Annotated in this window: 13 protein-coding genes; 11 read left to right on the top strand and 2 right to left on the bottom strand. The window is 28.7% G+C overall.

All coding sequences use genetic code 11. From position 1 onward, the window contains the following. Nucleotides 1-202 precede the first annotated feature (202 nt). The 5 genes from AYC61_RS18240 to AYC61_RS18220 all read left to right on the top strand — a co-directional run bounded on the left by AYC61_RS18240 (nt 203) and on the right by AYC61_RS18220 (nt 5,436). A complete protein-coding gene (locus AYC61_RS18240) occupies nt 203-1,765 on the top strand; it encodes a DUF3794 and LysM peptidoglycan-binding domain-containing protein (RefSeq protein ID WP_066506381.1) in 1,563 nt (520 codons plus the stop codon). Nucleotides 1,766-2,114: 349 nt separating this feature from the next. Next, on the top strand, nt 2,115-2,966 hold the full coding sequence (gene ispE, locus AYC61_RS18235; protein ID WP_066506378.1) for a 4-(cytidine 5'-diphospho)-2-C-methyl-D-erythritol kinase: 852 nt from the start codon (nt 2,115-2,117) through the stop codon (nt 2,964-2,966). Nucleotides 2,967-2,987: 21 nt separating this feature from the next. Next, the gene (locus tag AYC61_RS18230; RefSeq protein ID WP_066506375.1) at nt 2,988-3,677 is read left to right on the top strand and encodes a GntR family transcriptional regulator; all 690 of its coding nucleotides are present in this window, start codon (nt 2,988-2,990) and stop codon (nt 3,675-3,677) included. A 197-nt stretch (nt 3,678-3,874) separates the two neighbouring features. After that, nucleotides 3,875-4,354, top strand: a complete 480-nt coding sequence (locus AYC61_RS18225; protein ID WP_066506373.1) for a VanZ family protein — start codon at nt 3,875-3,877, stop codon at nt 4,352-4,354. A gap of 14 nt (nt 4,355-4,368) precedes the next feature. Next, nucleotides 4,369-5,436, top strand: coding sequence for an FAD-binding protein (locus AYC61_RS18220; RefSeq protein WP_066506371.1), 1,068 nt, complete (start codon nt 4,369-4,371; stop codon nt 5,434-5,436). Nucleotides 5,437-5,680: 244 nt separating this feature from the next. Here the strand turns inward: AYC61_RS18220 and AYC61_RS18215 are convergent, their stop codons facing one another. Continuing rightward, nucleotides 5,681-6,793 (bottom strand): KamA family radical SAM protein, encoded by a 1,113-nt coding sequence (locus AYC61_RS18215; RefSeq protein WP_338026072.1) that lies wholly within the window; start codon nt 6,791-6,793, stop codon nt 5,681-5,683. 447 nt (nt 6,794-7,240) lie between these two features. Here AYC61_RS18215 and AYC61_RS18210 point away from each other — a divergent pair, with 447 nt between their 5' ends. Genes AYC61_RS18210 through AYC61_RS18195 form a run of 4 tightly spaced genes read left to right on the top strand, consistent with a single transcriptional unit; the run spans nt 7,241 to nt 11,286 of the window. Further along, nucleotides 7,241-7,450, top strand: coding sequence for a CLC_0170 family protein (locus tag AYC61_RS18210; protein WP_066506356.1), 210 nt, complete (start codon nt 7,241-7,243; stop codon nt 7,448-7,450). A gap of 21 nt (nt 7,451-7,471) precedes the next feature. Next, nucleotides 7,472-9,049 carry a spore germination protein gene (locus AYC61_RS18205; RefSeq protein ID WP_066506348.1) on the top strand — a complete coding sequence of 526 codons (1,578 nt, stop codon included), beginning with the start codon at nt 7,472-7,474 and terminating at the stop codon, nt 9,047-9,049. After that, on the top strand, nt 9,039-10,148 hold the full coding sequence (locus AYC61_RS18200) for a GerAB/ArcD/ProY family transporter (protein WP_066506347.1): 1,110 nt from the start codon (nt 9,039-9,041) through the stop codon (nt 10,146-10,148). Before AYC61_RS18205 ends, AYC61_RS18200 begins: the two co-directional genes overlap by 11 nt. Then, on the top strand, nt 10,141-11,286 hold the full coding sequence (locus AYC61_RS18195) for a Ger(x)C family spore germination protein (RefSeq protein ID WP_066506345.1): 1,146 nt from the start codon (nt 10,141-10,143) through the stop codon (nt 11,284-11,286). Before AYC61_RS18200 ends, AYC61_RS18195 begins: the two co-directional genes overlap by 8 nt. A gap of 145 nt (nt 11,287-11,431) precedes the next feature. Here AYC61_RS18195 and AYC61_RS18190 read toward each other — a convergent pair whose 3' ends face one another. After that, a complete protein-coding gene (locus AYC61_RS18190) occupies nt 11,432-12,004 on the bottom strand; it encodes a hypothetical protein (protein ID WP_066506342.1) in 573 nt (190 codons plus the stop codon). Between the two features lie 186 nt (nt 12,005-12,190). Between AYC61_RS18190 and spoIIR the strand changes: the two genes are divergently transcribed. Together spoIIR and sleB are read left to right on the top strand one after the other, a co-directional pair. Then, nucleotides 12,191-12,889 carry a stage II sporulation protein R gene (gene spoIIR, locus AYC61_RS18185; RefSeq protein ID WP_066506334.1) on the top strand — a complete coding sequence of 233 codons (699 nt, stop codon included), beginning with the start codon at nt 12,191-12,193 and terminating at the stop codon, nt 12,887-12,889. 285 nt (nt 12,890-13,174) lie between these two features. Next, on the top strand, nt 13,175-13,885 hold the full coding sequence (sleB, locus tag AYC61_RS18175; RefSeq protein ID WP_066506327.1) for a spore cortex-lytic enzyme: 711 nt from the start codon (nt 13,175-13,177) through the stop codon (nt 13,883-13,885). Nucleotides 13,886-13,899 lie beyond the last annotated feature (14 nt).

The following is a 13,899-nucleotide window of genomic DNA, read 5'->3' as shown; positions in this document are numbered from 1 at the left end:
GAAGAACCAGTAGTAACTCTTTCGGTGATATAACAAATTTACAATATATCAAAGATATATTGTTAAATTTAATAATTATTTGGACATTTTAACATAAATTCATGCATATATAATAAATATAGGTCTGTATATATAGATAAGGAGTGAACTCCTACTTTCATTTAATGAAGAGGAGTCTTATAAATTGATAAGGAGGGTGAATATGTCTGTAGAATTAATTAAAGATTTACTGAAAATAGAACAAACCGTAGGAAAAGAACAAATACAAGCGTTAGTAGAGGGAGAAATACTTTGTCCAGATACAAAGCCACAAATAGATAAAATTTTAAATTTAGATGGTAAAGCGGAGATCACAGAGATAAAAATAATAAAGGATAAATTATTAGTAAGTGGAGAAATTAAATTTGATTTGTTATACAGATCAATGGAAGAAGAACAGCCTATTAACAACATAAAGGCAAAAACTAATTTTAATGAAGAAATAGATATTTCAGGAGCAGATGATATGATGATACCTGAAGTTGATGTCGAAATAGAGCACTTAGAATATAATAAAAACGATGAACATAAGGTAGATGTAAAAGCTGTATTAACACTAGATAGTAAGGTAAAGTCACAGAATACCATAGAAGTAATTAAAAACATAAGTGGCTCACAAGATTTACAGGTCAGAAAAGAAAATATAAAATACAATGATGTAATTGGAAATAGTAGTAACAAAGCATTGGTAAAAGAAGCATTTGAAATTAAAGAAGGAATGCCTGATATTATAGATATTTTAAGAGTAAATGCAAGAGCTTATGAGAGGGAAACAAAAGTTGTTGATGGGAAAGTTATAATAGGTGGAGTAGTTGACGTATCAATAATTTATTATGGCGGAAATGAAAACATTAATAATATTCAAAGAGAAATTGCATTTACACATTTTGCTGAAATAACAGGAGCAGTAAAAGATATGGATTCAAGTATTAATTTAAAAATTTTACAGCCAACAACCAAAGTTAATGAGGATATTGGAGGCAACAAGAGAATTATTGATTTTGAAGCATTTGTAGATGTTTCATGTGAAGTATTTGAACAAAAAGAAAAAGAAGTAGCAATAGATACATACTCTGTGAAAAAAGCTTATAATTTAGAAAAACAAGATGTCGATTTAATAGAATGTTTAGGACATAGTAAAACTAAAGAAGTCTTTAAAGGAAATATCAAAGTTGTGGATGAAGCAGATATAATAAAGTATATATATAATATAAATGCTAAACCAATGCTAACAGACCAGCGGACAATTGAAAACAAAGTTATAATAGAGGGTGTTATAGAACTTACAATGTTGTATTTAGAAGAAGATAGTAATGAAATTAAAAATTCAACCGCAGATTTACCATTTAAATCTTATGTTGATATAGATGGAGCACAAGAAGGTACTATTGCAGAAATAAAAGTAGAATTAGACAATGTTAAATACAGCAAGACAAATTCTAGAGAAGTAGAAGTAGAAATGTCATTAAAGAACAGTATAAAGGTTAATAGAATCAGAAGTATTAGTTTGGTAACAAATATGGAAGAATTAGATGAAGATATTGATTTGCTAAAGCAGCCTAGTTTAACAGTTTATATGGTACAGCCAAATGAGACAATATGGGATATAGCTAAAAAATTTAGAACTACTATTGATGATTTAGTATTAACAAATGACATAATTTCACTAGATAATATAATGCCAGGTGAAAAAATTATTATTCAGAAAAAGATATACACAATATAATTTTCTGTAAATGATACAATAAAATACTAAAAATTAACTGTCTTTAAATGATTATAAAAATCATTAAAGACAGTTTTTGTTAGCAGTGAAACCAAAAAAATTTGGATTGAACCCTAGTAAGAAACTGAGTAGGAGAGAAAACAGTTTGATTATGAAATATTAAAAGATTGAAAGCCTAATTTTAGTAAAAAAGTTTTTGCTTTATACTATCTAAATGTTATATAATTAATAAAACATGATAATGATTATCCTTGATATGGATTATATAAGATAGTATAGTATTATATACCTAACGAAATCTAGTTTTTATATATGTTGTTATTATAAACACTTAAATGGAGTTGATTTTATGAACAGTCTACTTTTAAAAGCATATGCAAAAATAAATCTTTCATTAGATGTTATATCGAAAAGAGAAGATGGATATCATAACTTAAAAATGATTATGCAGCAAATAGATATATATGACAAAGTAACATTAATTGAAGAAGGAAACACAGCCCAAATAGAATGTAACTGTTCAAAAGTACCTACAGATGCAAGTAATTTAGCTTATAAAGCATGGAATATTATGTGTACAAAGTATAATATACAAAAGGGAGTACGGGTGATAATAGAAAAAAACATACCTATAGCCGCAGGTTTAGCGGGCGGAAGCTCAGATGCAGCAGCTGTATTGATTGGTTTAAATAAGCTATGGAATCTGAAATTGACAAAAACGGAATTGATGGAAATAGGAGTTTTAATAGGAGCCGATGTACCGTATTGTATTTGTGGAGGCACTGCTTTAGCTCAAGGGATAGGAAATGAGATTACTGAGTTAAAATCATTTAAAAATAGACTAGTATTAATTGCAAAACCAGATATTGATGTATCTACAGCATATGTATATAATAATCTTCAATTAAGTAATGTAAATGATCATCCAAACATAGATAAAATAGTTGAAAGTATAGAAAAAAATGATTTGTATACTTTATCAAAAAACATGGGGAATGTTTTAGAAACAGTTACAATAAAAAAATATGATATAATAAAAACAATAAAGGAAAAAATGATAAATAATGGGTCAATAGGAAGTCTTATGAGTGGAAGTGGACCAACAGTGTTCGGATTATTTGATAATGAAGAAGATTTGGAAAATTGCTATTGTGAAATTAAAAAATTTATTCCATTTGTAAAAAAAACAAAATCAATTTAAGAAATAAAATCTGATTGGAGGATGGTTACGGTGAATGAACTGGAAGGGTTAAATTTAAATAATTATAAGCCTTTGAGAGAAATAGTTTTTAATCACCTGAGAGAAGCTATTATTGGGGGAGTATTAAAACCAGGACAAAGACTTATGGAAATACAGTTAGCAGAGAAGCTGGGAGTTAGTAGAACACCAGTAAGAGAGGCTATTAGAAAACTAGAATTAGAAGGTTTAGTTGTAATGGTAGCTAGAAAAGGAGCATATGTTGCAGATGTATCGTTAAATGATGTAATTAATATATTTGAAGTTAGAATGGCACTAGAGGGATTAGCTTCATACTTAGCAACACAGAGAATGAGTGAGCGAGAATTAATGCTTTTACAAGCAAAACATTCTGAATTTGAAAGTTGTTTTTATAAAAAAGATGTAGATTTGAAGCTTCAAAAGGATATCGAATTTCATGATATTATTTATAAAGCGACTAGAAATAGTAGGTTAATTAATATGCTTGATAATCTTAGAGAACAAGTAGGAAGATATAGAAAAACATATATGAATAGTTATGACTTAGCTCATAAAGTAGGGGTAGAGCATGAGAGGATTCTTAATGCGATAGTCAATAGAGACTGTGAAAAAGCAAGAGAATATGCACAACAACATATAGAATCATTAAAAAATAACATCATAAAACAATCAAAAAATACAATTGGTGAATAAAATAAATGGCTAAAAGCCGTTTTTTTTATTGGTGTGAGTTGCTTACTCCTATTTTATTATCATCTGATTTTTCGACGATTATTCCGATATTGAAGACAATTTAATCTATCTATGGTAAAATTCTTGGTAGAGAAACAAAGCATTAATTTTTATAAATAATCTAGGATTATATATAAATTATTAAATAGAGGTGCAGCGTGGGAAATACAAAAGTAAACCTAAAAAATAAGTCAAAAATTATTAAAAGTATTATATTGGTATTATTTATAATATATGTACTGATTCTTATATATCAAGTATTCATACGAGCATATGGAACTTATGATAGAGTCCAAGTTTCAAGTATAAGTTATAATTTATATCCATTAAAGACTATAATTAATTATATTAAGTATTATGAGAGAGTAAATTTTACAGTATGGTTTTTTAATATTTTTGGAAATATAATAGCTTTTATGCCATTAGGATTTTTCTTACCATTAATATTTAAAAGATTATCTAAATTTAGATATACGTTGATAATTGGAGTGGTTTCCAGTCTACTAATTGAAATATTACAGATAGTTTTTGCAGTAGGATGTTTTGATATAGATGATATTATACTAAACTCAACAGGTATAATTTTAGGATATATGATATATATAGTTTTTAGAAAATATTTCTTATGTAAAATATGAAAGGAGTGGGCAAAATGTATGATTATGTGATTGTCGGAGGTGGGCCTGCTGGAGCAACTTTAGGAAGATTGATTAATAAAAAATACAAGGTTTTAATATTGGAAAAGAGAACATTTGAAGATAAATTTGAATCCCCAAGTCAGAAATGTTGTGGAGGTTTACTAGCTCCAGATGCACAAAAAATGCTTGCAAAATTTGGTCTTGGTATTCCTAATTCGGTTCTTCAAAGCCCACAATTGTTTGCCGTTCGAACTATTGATATAAATAATTCTGTAGAAAAGTATTATCAAAGGCATTATATTAATATTGATAGGCAAAAATTTGATAGATGGTTGTTATCGTTAGTTAGTTCAAATGTAGAAATTAAAACCGGATGTATATTTAAAAAATATGAAAAAAAAGATAATGAATTAGTAATAAATTATACTCAGGATGGTAAATCATACAGTCTTAGAACTAAATATCTCATTGGTGCTGACGGAGCTAACTCTATGATAAGAAGAAAAGCGTTTAAATATAAACCAATGCCACAAAAATATATTTCTATACAAGATTGGTTTGCTACAAATGATGAACATTCGTATTATGGTGCAATATTTGATGAAGAAATAACAGACTTTTACTCTTGGATAATACCAAAGCAAGAGTATTTAATAATCGGATCCGCACTAAAAGACGATAGTAAAGCAATACAAAAGTTTGAATTATTGAAACAAAAATTGATTAAATATGGATTTAATCTTGAAAACAAAGTAAAAAGAAATGGTGCATTTATAATGAGACCTAAAAAATTAAATCAGATATGCTTAGGAGAGGAAAATATTATATTGGTAGGTGAGGCAGCGGGATTCATTAGTCCTAGTTCAGCAGAAGGTATAAGTTATGCATTTAGAAGTGCAATGGAATTAGCACAAGCCATAGAATTAAGGGCAGAAAACGTACTAAGTAATTATGAAAAGAGAGCTAATTTACTTAAAATGAATATAATATGTAAAAATCTCAAAAGTCCTGCTATGTATCAATCTACTATTAGGAAAACAATTATGAAATCAGGTATTATGAGTATAAAATTGCATAAATAATTTATTAAAAACCATGATTAAACAGCATTTGATTAATCATGGTTTTTTTAGTATTTTAAACCTATATTATTCAATTGCTTTTAACTTTGCCATAAGAGAAATCTCAAAATTTATATTATGACAGGCACCTATTCTAAAGTTTACATGATTCTCTTACTTATGAATAGAGAGCAGAAATCTATGATTTCTTGTGAATTCACTTACCTCTATGAATGGGTAAGAGATAGATATAACTATAGTAATACTAAATGATAGGATTTAGATCTTTATCGAGCCAACGTGCTTTTTTATCAATATCCCTTAAGAATATTTTTCCTTCATCTTCATCATATTTATTTTGATGAAATTTGAAAATAAATTTATTATCCGTTACGCCAAGGATTTCGATTTTACCTCGTGGATGAGACATCGCAAATCTAAAACCTTTACTGATACCATTTAAATAATGCTTTGTTTCTTGTATGATTTTGATACCTTCATAAATTGGTAACTGGAAATTATTCTTTACGCCTTTTACAGGACGACATTGGAATACATAATAAGGATGAACCCCAAATTTTGGAAGATTATTCAAAAGCTTTGACAAAGTCAAAGGATTATCATTGACACCCTTGAGTAGGACTGTTTGATTTCTAATGTTAAGACCGGCATTAAGGAGAGCTTGGCTACTTTTGTAGGCCTCATTTGTTAATTCTTTAGGATGGTTAAATTGTGTTACTATGATAATTTTCTTTTTCGTATTATAATGCTTCAGTATATTTAATAACTCATTGTCATTATAAATTCTTTCTGGAAAAACAACAGGTATTCGAGTTCCAAATCTTATAAAATCAAGGTGATCTATTTCAGTTAGCTCTTTAAGATAATTTTCTATCATATCATTTGAAAGAGTAAAGGCATCACCACCTGTTATAAGAACGTTGTTTATTTCTTTATGTTTTTTGATGTAGGAAGTAGATTCATCTAAGCGACTTAGAATTTCATCAGATGAGTAACCAACCATTCTCTTTCTAAAACAGTACCGGCAATACATAAAGCAAATATTGGTAGAAAGTACAAGTGCTGTTGCTTTATATTTATGTTGAAGACCGGGCATTTTAGTGTTTGTAGATTCTCCACTTGTATCATAGTCTCCCTCTTTATCAAGTTCCTTGATAGATGGAATTGAAAGTTTTCTAATAGGGTCGTTTGGATCATCCCAATCAATAAGATCATAGTAATATTTTGTAATCCTCATAGGGTGCCTTTTAGAGATTTCTATTAATTCCTGTCTTTCTGTATTTGAAAGATGAATATTTTGAGCCAATTCATCAATCGATACAATGCTTTTAGCAAGATTTTTTTTCCATTTTGTCACTAGCATCACTCCTCAGTACTATTTTTAGGTTAAAACCTTTAGATATTCTATTTTTTTGTATTTTAATACATTTCCTCAAAAATATTTTTGAAAATTACTTTAAATTTTCATAATAGATTTTTTATAAGAAGAATTTTATTGAAATATTAAAGAATGGTAAATTGATTAAAAATGACTAATCATTGAGATGTTATTCTACTTAAACAATTCTTAAAGTTAAATAAATAGAAAATATCCTTGGTTAAATACACTTTACTATATTAGTATATCACATTAGAGAGAAAATATAAAATATAGATAAAAATATAACTTAAATACAAAATATTGGTTTTAAATCAATCATTAGATCATTAGCATTATGACTAGAAAATGTGTATAACTATAATATCTATAGCAAATAATAGAAATATGTTTACGAGTGAGTTTTAACAAAGTGTAGGTGATATAATGGAAGAATTTTTAAAGCAAATAAATAATTTGACGAATATCTATTTTGTCATATTAATAGTTTTCATAGGCGTATTTACATATTTTGGAGATGCAAAGAGATTTGAAAGATTGGGGTTAAAAAAAGAAACTAAAATAGCTAAAGGAATCGGATTGACTTACATGATATTAGGACCGGTATTATATGGTTTGTCTAAAATAGCAAAATAGACAGGATAAAGGAGTTTATATATGAAGTTTTTGAATAGGAAAGATGATGATCAAAATAAAAAAGAAATTAAAATACCAATTGAAGCTGATATAGAAAAAAATCTATCCAACATAAAAGAAATACTTAAAGATTGTGATGATGTAATATATAGAGAATTTAAAATAGGTCAAGAACAGAATCATAAGTTATCAGTTATTTTCACTGATGGACTTGCCAATAAAGATCAGGTAAGTAATTTTGTGCTGGAATCACTTATGCAGCAAGCTAGACTTACAAAGCCGAACGTAGATGACAATAAATTTGATCTCTATGATTTAGCAGTAAAAGGTAATATAGCAATGACTGAAATTAATGAGATAGAAGATTTGCAAGAAGCAATAGATAATATTTTAATTGGAGAAACTGTACTATTGCTAGATGGATACAAGAAAGCGGTAGTTATAGGTACTAGAGGTTGGCCAATAAGAGGGATATCAGAACCAGAAACTGAGACAGTAATAAGAGGACCCAGAGATGGTTTTGTAGAGACAGGTAAAGTCAATACATCTTTAATTAGGAGAAGAATCAGAGACCCTAAACTTAAGCTGAAATATATCCAAATAGGTAAAAGGTCAAAGACAGACATAGCTATTATGTATATAGAAGATATATGCAATAATGAACTATTAAAAGAAGTAAACGATAGGCTTAAAAGCATTGATATAGATGCTATAATAGACAGCTCATATATAGAACAGCTAATTCAAGATGATTGGATTTCTCCATTTCCTCAAATTGAAAATACAGAGCGTCCAGATGCAGTATCAGCAGCTTTGTACGAAGGTAGAGTAGCAATAGTAGTTGATAATACACCATTTGCCTTGCTAGTACCTGCAACGCTAGATATAATGCTGCAATCTTCTGAAGACTACTATGATAGATGGACAGTAGCGTCATTTATAAGATTAATAAGATATATAGCGTTAGTACTTACATTAATTCTTCCAGCATTATACATAGCAATTACATCATATCATCCTGGTATGTTACCAACAGGACTAGCGTTATATGTTGCTGCTACAAGAATGGGAGTTCCTTTTCCAGCTTTTATAGAAGCATTTATGATGGAGATAACATTAGAGTTGTTAAGAGAATCAGGAACAAGAATAGCAGGTCCTATAGGAACTACAATAGGAATTGTAGGAGGACTTGTAATTGGTCAGGCTTCAGTTGAGGCAGGAATAGTAAGTCCCCTAATGGTTATTATAGTAGCTTTAACAACAATTTCATCATTTGTCTTACCAAATTACAGCTTTTCATCCGCAATTAGACTTGCAAGATTCTTTATGATGATAGTAGCAGCAGCTTTAGGCTTATATGGAATAATGTTAGCATTAATAATATTGGGTACCCATTTAGCAGATTTAAAAAGCTTTGGAACTCCATATCTGTCTCCATACTCTAGTATATTAGATTATAGACAAGATATAGAAGATAGTTATGTTAAATATCCATTAAAATTGATGAAAAAAAGACCTGTATTTCTAGAGGTCAAAAACAAGGTTAGGATGAGGGAAAATAAAAAAGACAATCAAAGAGGTGAAAAAAATGATAGCTAATAATAGAAAAATAACAAAATCACAAAATGCAGCAATGATAATATCTACAGTTATAGGCGTTGGGATTCTTTCACTACCTAGTAATTTAGCAGAAATCGTAGGTGCTGACGGATGGGTAACATTACTTATAACGGGATTAGCGACTATAATAGTTTTGTTTGTTATGACAAAGCTTGTATTATTATATAAGGATTATACATTGGTAGAAATGGGAAGAGAATTAGTAGGTAGATTTCTAGGTGATATAGTATCATTAGTATATCTTACATATACAATAGCATTCATATCTGTTGTAGTAAGGGTATTTGCTGAAGTTGTAAAAATGTTTCTCTTAAATAATACACCCTTAGAAGTAATAATAATCACTATGCTTTTGACAACAGCATATCTTACAAGAAAAGGTATAGAATGCATAGCTAGAATAATTCAAGTTATCATACCCTTGGTTATCATACCAATATTTGTATTATGGATATCTCTATTTCCTGACCTAGATATTAGCAATATTTTACCAGTATTTCAAGTGGATTTCATGACCATAATTAAAGGCGTTCCTTCAACATTCTTTAGTTTTGTCGGATTTGAAATAATATATTTTACAACTATATACGTAAAGAATCCAGAGGGTAGTGTTAAGCACAACTTAATTGCATTATTAAGCATACTAGGAATTTATATTTTAGCATTTTTGGTTAGTATTTTTAGATTTGGAAAAGAAGAAACCATTCACTTAATATGGCCTACTTTATCACTAATGAAAACGATAAATCTTCCTGGAGCATTTATTGAAAATGTAGAAGGGGTGGTAATGGCATTTTGGGTTTTAATGGTATTAGGCTCATTAGTAACACAATTTTATTGTGGAGCACAAGTGCTGTCAAGAGTTACAGGTTCAAAAGAGTTTGATTTTTTTGTTTTACCGATGATTTTATTTATATATTTTATAGCATTATTACCTGATAATATAGCAGAAGTATATGATTATATAAAATTAATAGATAAATACTTATCTTTTTTTCTTTTAATAGTAGTTCCATTCTTATATTATGGGATAGCATTAATTAAGAAAAAGAAAAAAGGAAGTGCTGAAAGTGAATAAGAGAAATTACTGTGTACTCTTTTTTTTGATACTAACAAGCCTATTTCTAGTAGGTTGCTGGGATAAAATAGAAATAAATGAAAGGGCTTTTGTTTCAGTAATAGGAATAGATAAATATACTGACAATGAAAGTGAAATATCTACTGAGCCAAATAAATTTGAGGTTACATATGTCTATCCGAATTTAAAGGCAATAGGGAAAAAAGGCCAAGGAACACCGATATTTACAATAAGCGATGTTGGAGATAATATGTTTGAAGTATCAAAAAAGCTGACAACTACATCTAATAAAACTATATTCTTAGCACATACAAAAGCAATAGTATTAGGAGAAGAATTAGTCAGACAGCCAGTTGTACTACAAAAAATACTTGATGGTATGTCAAGAGATCCGGACATAGGAAGAAAAGCTAACGTTCTAGTAGCTCAGGGAAAGGCTAAAGATTTACTACAGGTAGAGGCTGAAGTTGAACCTATGCTAGGAGTGTATATATCAGAGCTTTTAAAAGCCAAAGAAAGAGGAGGAAGATTTTTCCCAATAACAATAGGAGATTTATTGCAAAAACTACATAATAACGGAACAGCCATAATGCCTTTTGTTAGGCCTTATAAAAACAAATTTAAAATTGACGGCTCGGCAGTACTCAGAGAATATAGATTTATAGGATATTTAGATAATTTTGAAAATGAGAATTTAATGATCTTATTAAATGAATTAAAATTAGATGAAATAAGCTTTAACTATAATGGTATAAATGTACCTTATATTATAACCAATTCAAAGTGTAGCAAAAGCGTGGAGAAAAACAAAGAGGATTTAACAATTAAATTTGATGTAAATATAGAAGGTTATATTGAGCAGTATAAGTTAGAAACAGAAGAAAAGATGCTGCAATCAGATTTAGTCAAAGATATGGAAAAAGAAGTTGAATTAGAAATAAAAGAACAATTATTAAAAATAATAAAGAAAATCCAAAAAGATTATAATGCAGATATTTTAGGGATAGGAGAATATTTGAGTAAATACGAACCTGAAATTTGGGAGGATTATAAAAAAGATTGGGATAAAAAGTTTCGAAATATAATGTTAAAAGTTGAAGTAGACGTTAAAATAAGAAGGATTGGGATGATTAAGTAGTTTTGAACGGTTATATGAGAATTCTTATGTGCAACTATACTAAAAAATACATACAATTTGTTGTATGTATTTTTTAGTTAGAGTTTTAGTGAAATTGCTTACTTATATTTTACAATTCATTATGTTATTTGCAATATTATCTAAGCTAAGGAAATAGATTTACCTTTTGAATATATTCTATAGGCTTTCCATCAAAAGTGGTATACATTATAGGTTTGTCAAATTTTTCGTAGTAACACATAGCATCTTTACCAATAATCTTCCATTCATTATTTTCCTTTGAAAAATAATATTTTTTTGAAAGATGTTGAATTGGTAAGTTCTTGTTTCTAGGTATTATTTTTACTTTAGTAAAAACAATCTTCATATTATTTTTATCATTATAAACTTTAGAAATCTGAATTTCTGCATCATATCTTATGGCATCTTTAGTTGCTTGCTTTTGAGCTTTGATATAATTCTCTTTATTAATGTCTATAATAGGATGAGTTCTTTTAATATGTTCATCTTCTGTGTAGTATTTACTATTATAAATATCTTCAATTTCACTCATATAATCATCATAGCTAATTTGAAAATTTGCAAATTTTTTATCTAGTACTTCAGCTTTAATTATAGATTCTTCAATTTTTTTATCTGTACTATTACATCCGATTAAACATGAAGATATTGTTACTATTAAAACAATATTAATTATTATTTTATTTACAGTAAACACCTCACTTTACATAAATTTAATTAACCATATTATATTCCTTGGGACGATAAATAGCAACGATTAAATAAACAAATATTACCTTGGAAATATTTCAAATGTAAGTTTAATAATTGTACTTTTTGTTAATACTTTAAGTAAAGAAAGAATTATGGTACAGATACAATATTAATATATTGGGGTGATTAGATGAAAAAATCAAAGAAGATAGTATTTTTTACAAGAATAACAGCAATTATAATATGTTTAACTTTTTTAATAGCAGTTTTTTTTAAAGATAACAACACTAATACAGCTATGGCAGAAAATACTTATAAGGAAAAACTTATTCGTTTTCATGTAATAGCTAACAGTGATTCTGAGTATGATCAGGCATTGAAATTAAAGGTTAGAGATAGTGTTCTAAAAAAAATAGGCTCTAAAATAGAAAATGTAACAGACATAGAAGAATCAAGAAATATCATTAGAGAAAATATAGATTATATACAAGAAATTGCAGATGCTGTTATTTTAGAAAATACAAGAGACTATAAATCAAAAGTGTATTTGCAAAAATGCCATTTCCCAACAAAAAAATATGGAAATATAGTTTTACCAGCTGGAGAGTACGAAGCAGTAAGAATAGTATTAGGAAATGGTAAGGGTAAAAATTGGTGGTGTGTCATGTTTCCACCCTTATGCTATATAGACGTTAGTAATGGTTTGACAGATAAGAGATCAGAAGCAGAGCTTAAGAGCATTTTAACACAAGAAGAGTACAATATGATAGTTAAATCAGAAAATTATGTTCAATCAGAAGTTAAACTGAAATCAAAAGTTGTAGAAATATTAGAAGAAACAAAAATTAAATTAGCAAATGTGTTGGTAGGGGCTAGAGCTAAAAAATAGGAGGTTATCTCAAAATGGCAAATTTCTGAGATGAGTAACGAACAGAAATCTATGATTTCTAGTGAGTTGCTTACTCCTAGGAATGTAATGAGTAGGAGTTTCAGCAATATTAAAAAAATAGCCTTGAACTTTGCTCATTTTGAAATAACCCAAAAGGGCGACTCAAAAAAATATTTTGAGTTAGTCCTTTTTTTGTTATATAAATCACATTATTGAATAAATGATAGCCTTTTTACAGAAAATAATGAATAGATAATAGATCATTATATAAGGAGGCTAAATTAGATGAAAAAATTATTGCTAATAACAAGTCTGGCGGTAATAGTTGTTTTATCAGGGACAATAATATATATGCAAAATCAAGATTCAGTCAGTGCGTCACAGATACACCTTGCAAGAGCTATGTCGTCTAGAAACTTGTATTGGGGAGCAAGAGGTGATGATGTAAGAGAAGTTCAAACAAAACTGAAAAAGTGGAAATACCTAGATGGTGCGGCAGATGGGATATACGGAGAAGATACCTATAGGGCAATAATAAACTTTCAAAAGAAAAATGGGTTATTAGCTGATGGAATAGTAGGACCAAAAACTTATGCAGCACTTGGTATAAATATAAAGAAACCATCAGGCAGTAGTGTAAATAATAATGATAATATTTATATGCTTGCAAGAGCTATTCATGGAGAAGCAAGAGGCGAATCATACATAGGAAAAGTAGCAGTAGCAGCAGTAATATTAAATAGAGTAGAACACCCGTCATTTCCAAATACCATAGCTAGTGTAATATATCAACCAGGAGCTTTTACAGCAGTATACGATGGCCAGATAAATTTATCACCTGATCAGGAATCAATAAAAGCTGCTGAAGACGCAATGAATGGATGGGATCCTACTTATGGATGTAGATACTATTGGAATCCAGCAACTGCAACAAGTTCATGGATATGGTCAAGAGAAGTAGTCGTAAAAATCGGTAAACATTGGTTTGGTAACTAGAAAGGATGATGGTT

The organism is Abyssisolibacter fermentans (assembly GCF_001559865.1).
In the GTDB taxonomy this organism is placed as follows: Bacteria; Bacillota; Clostridia; order Tissierellales; family MCWD3; genus Abyssisolibacter; species Abyssisolibacter fermentans.
The sequence above is the reverse complement of the archived record's forward strand: the minus strand, read 5'-3'. Positions and strand labels throughout refer to the sequence as shown.

Coding starts and splice junctions, on each gene's coding strand:
- AYC61_RS18240 (WP_066506381.1), top strand. CDS start 203: ATGTCTGTAGAATTAATTAAAGATTTACTGAAAATAGAACAAACCGTA.
- ispE (WP_066506378.1), top strand. CDS start 2,115: ATGAACAGTCTACTTTTAAAAGCATATGCAAAAATAAATCTTTCATTA.
- AYC61_RS18230 (WP_066506375.1), top strand. CDS start 2,988: ATGGTTACGGTGAATGAACTGGAAGGGTTAAATTTAAATAATTATAAG.
- AYC61_RS18220 (WP_066506371.1), top strand. CDS start 4,369: ATGTATGATTATGTGATTGTCGGAGGTGGGCCTGCTGGAGCAACTTTA.
- AYC61_RS18210 (WP_066506356.1), top strand. CDS start 7,241: ATGGAAGAATTTTTAAAGCAAATAAATAATTTGACGAATATCTATTTT.
- AYC61_RS18205 (WP_066506348.1), top strand. CDS start 7,472: ATGAAGTTTTTGAATAGGAAAGATGATGATCAAAATAAAAAAGAAATT.
- AYC61_RS18200 (WP_066506347.1), top strand. CDS start 9,039: ATGATAGCTAATAATAGAAAAATAACAAAATCACAAAATGCAGCAATG.
- spoIIR (WP_066506334.1), top strand. CDS start 12,191: ATGAAAAAATCAAAGAAGATAGTATTTTTTACAAGAATAACAGCAATT.
- sleB (WP_066506327.1), top strand. CDS start 13,175: ATGAAAAAATTATTGCTAATAACAAGTCTGGCGGTAATAGTTGTTTTA.